At 39.3% G+C, this 2,342-nt stretch carries 3 protein-coding genes; all 3 read right to left on the bottom strand.

Going from position 1 to position 2,342, the window contains the following annotated elements; genetic code table 11:
* Positions 1-118 precede the first annotated feature (118 nt).
* Genes ACYVTD_RS11715 through ACYVTD_RS11725 form a run of 3 tightly spaced genes read right to left on the bottom strand, consistent with a single transcriptional unit; the run spans position 119 to position 2,196 of the window.
* Entirely contained in the window at positions 119-724 is a 606-nt protein-coding gene (locus ACYVTD_RS11715; protein WP_461247949.1) for a hypothetical protein, read from the bottom strand.
* A 41-nt stretch (positions 725-765) separates the two neighbouring features.
* A complete protein-coding gene (locus ACYVTD_RS11720) occupies positions 766-1,680 on the bottom strand; it encodes an SPFH domain-containing protein (RefSeq protein ID WP_461247950.1) in 915 nt (304 codons plus the stop codon).
* Positions 1,681-1,698: 18 nt separating this feature from the next.
* Positions 1,699-2,196, bottom strand: coding sequence for an NfeD family protein (locus ACYVTD_RS11725; protein ID WP_461247951.1), 498 nt, complete (start codon positions 2,194-2,196; stop codon positions 1,699-1,701).
* Between the last annotated feature and the right edge of the window lie 146 nt (positions 2,197-2,342).

The following is a 2,342-nucleotide window of genomic DNA, read 5'->3' on the forward strand; positions in this document are numbered from 1 at the left end:
AAAAGCGATACTTACCATAAGGGAATTATACAAGAAATGGTTAATATCCTCAATATGTCATTAAAACCTAAAATAAGCGACGTTTTAATGACATATACCTATATTTTAAACATCAATATCAAAAACCAGACATATCCTGTACTTGATAGCCGCTTGAAGGAATAACAAACACGCTGTCCGGCACATTTTGATCCAACGCCAAAATAACAAGGTCAACTGTCCCTTGTCCAGGAGTAATATTCCGTATACCGGCAAGTTTATTGTTGTCTATGAAAAATTGCGCTTTACCGCCGGTTTTAACTGTGTACTCTTCATAAGGCAGATTTTTCCCGGCAAAGACAGCAGTCCCGGAACCTGTATATGTCAGCGTATTGGTATCTACCGCTCCATTACTAAGCGTGTTCTGTGCGGCTGTAATCATAATCATTTTTAGCGAATCAAGTATCGTATAAGTTTTTTTGTCTTTTAATACCGTCCGCGTTGTTTCCCCCTTGGACGACATCACTGTCGCAGTCTTGCCGCCTTTTACATACGTTTCCATGTCTGCTTTAACTCCGTTGCCTGACATAGTGGACTTCATGTGGTAAGTGTCGCTTGTGAATGTCTTTAAAAACTGTTCCGTTTTTGGTCCGAATTTTGTCTGACCAGAAACTTGACCTACCAAAACAAAAATCAAAATAACCGTGAAAAACAAAGCGATGATTTTCTTTTTTCCAGTTTTCATTTTTTTCTCCTTTTAATAATTTATTATAATTTAAATTATTTCTATTTTCTAGCCAACTCCGCTACGCTGGTAACAAGCCCTGCCAAATTCTGTATCTCGGAAGGAATAATTATCTTTGTCGCCTGCCCGTCCGCTACTTTTTGAAGCGCTTCTAAACTTTTAAGTTTAATCAGAGGATCATCGGCGTTTACACTCTTTATCATGTTAAGACCGTCTGCGGTTGCCTTTTGCACGTTAAGAATTGCCTGCGCCTCTCCTTCGGCTTCACGGATTGCCGCTTCTTTGGAGGCTTCCGCCTGCAAAATAACCGCGGCTTTTTCCGCCTCGGCTTTTAAGATCGCCGACGCTTTTTGTCCTTCAGCTACAAGAATGGCGGACTGTTTTTCGCCTTCGGCTTTTAAGATGGATTCGCGTCTTTCGCGTTCGGCTCTCATCTGTTTTTCCATCGCTTCCTGAATGCTCTTGGGCGGAGCGATATTTTTAACTTCAACTCGGTTTACCTTAATGCCCCAGGGGTCTGTGGCTTCGTCAAGCACCGTTCTCATTCTGGTATTGATCATGTCGCGGCTTGTAAGAGTCTCGTCTAATTCCAATTCTCCGATGATGTTACGTAATGTGGTACTGGTAAGATTTTCAATGGCGCTCATTGGGTTTATAACGCCGTATGTGTAAAGTTTTGGGTCTGTTATCTGCATATAAATTACAGTATCAATCATCATTGTAACATTGTCTTTGGTAATTACAGGCTGGGGAGCAAAGTCGGCAACCTGCTCTTTAAGGGAAACCGTACTTGCGATACGATCAAGAAACGGCAATTTTACATGAATGCCCGTACTCCATGTAGAATTATACGCGCCAAGACGCTCAATTACAAACGCGTTAGATTGGGATACAATCCTTACGTTGGAAATAATTAAAATTAAAACAAACGCCGATAAAACAATAATTGACCACATAATATACCTCTCTATAAATTAATTTTCAGCAGACGAATTATCAACAGATGATACGCCGCTTTTATTTTCATTGTACGTTTTAACAATCGCGTGAACGCCCTCAATTCGCGCTATTTCGCACTTGCTTCCTTCGGTTAAAGTAGAGCCGTCTTCCGTTCTTGCAGTCCAAATTATGCCGTTTATCTTAACTTCTCCGTTTTCAAACTCTGTAATCTTTTTTGTTACAAGGGCGCACTTCCCTGCCAGACTGTCAACGTTGGTTTTTACCTTGCCGATTTTCAGTTTTTTTATCGCTATCGGGCGGGTAAAGAAAAGCAGGACTGCGGAAATAGCAAGGAAAATCAAAACTTGAAAAACAAGCGGTATATGCAGAAAGGAGAGAAAAACCATGACAAGAGCCGCTATCGCAAACCATATAGTTGTAAGCCCCAAGGTAAAAACCTCGATAATTGCAAAAAATACAGTAAGAACTACCCATAACCAATGGATTGGAACAAAACCAAAACCTAAAAACATAGCTTAATTTAAACCTAAAAACAGGCAAATGTCAATAATGGTAAAAATGTAGTTTTTAAACAAATATTTGTTAAATAGTTACAAAAATGCTAATAATTATTATTAATATTCTTTTAACTATACAATTTTATTGACAAAATCAGATC

This window comes from Treponema sp. R6D11, assembly GCF_054786075.1.

Excerpts from the sequence above, each read along its gene's own strand:
- ACYVTD_RS11715 (WP_461247949.1), bottom strand. The coding sequence starts at position 724 with ATGAAAACTGGAAAAAAGAAAATCATCGCTTTGTTTTTCACGGTTATT.
- ACYVTD_RS11720 (WP_461247950.1), bottom strand. The coding sequence starts at position 1,680 with ATGTGGTCAATTATTGTTTTATCGGCGTTTGTTTTAATTTTAATTATT.
- ACYVTD_RS11725 (WP_461247951.1), bottom strand. The coding sequence starts at position 2,196 with ATGTTTTTAGGTTTTGGTTTTGTTCCAATCCATTGGTTATGGGTAGTT.